Origin of the sequence: Shewanella sp. AS16 (assembly GCF_021412365.1) — a bacterium.
Taxonomy (GTDB): Bacteria; Pseudomonadota; Gammaproteobacteria; order Enterobacterales; family Shewanellaceae; genus Shewanella; species Shewanella salipaludis.
Genome location: NZ_JAKCLK010000499.1, coordinates 1 through 255, shown reverse-complemented (window position 1 = coordinate 255; position 255 = coordinate 1). Strand labels below are relative to the sequence as shown.

1 pseudogene is annotated in these 255 nt (G+C 48.6%); it reads right to left on the bottom strand.

From position 1 onward, the window contains the following. Positions 1 to 255, bottom strand: a pseudogene (locus tag LZP73_RS21265) (IS3 family transposase); the annotation flags it as partial.

Genomic DNA, 255 nt, shown 5'->3' with positions numbered 1-255 from the left:
ATAACGACTCAAGTTTATCCCTTTAGCCGTCACTATCTCTGCAACGCTTCTCGCCCCCGCAGAGCCATTGCTCGCTGCATGGGCTTCCCGTATCAGACTTTGTAATTTTACCTTCTCTGGTGAAATGACTTTTGGACGACTGCGCCAATACTTATAGCTACTTCGGTGAAGCCCGAACACTTCACAGATGCGTTTTACCGTATGGCTCTGCTTGAGCTTCTCGACTAACGAGAACTGTTCAGGGAGTCTGACATC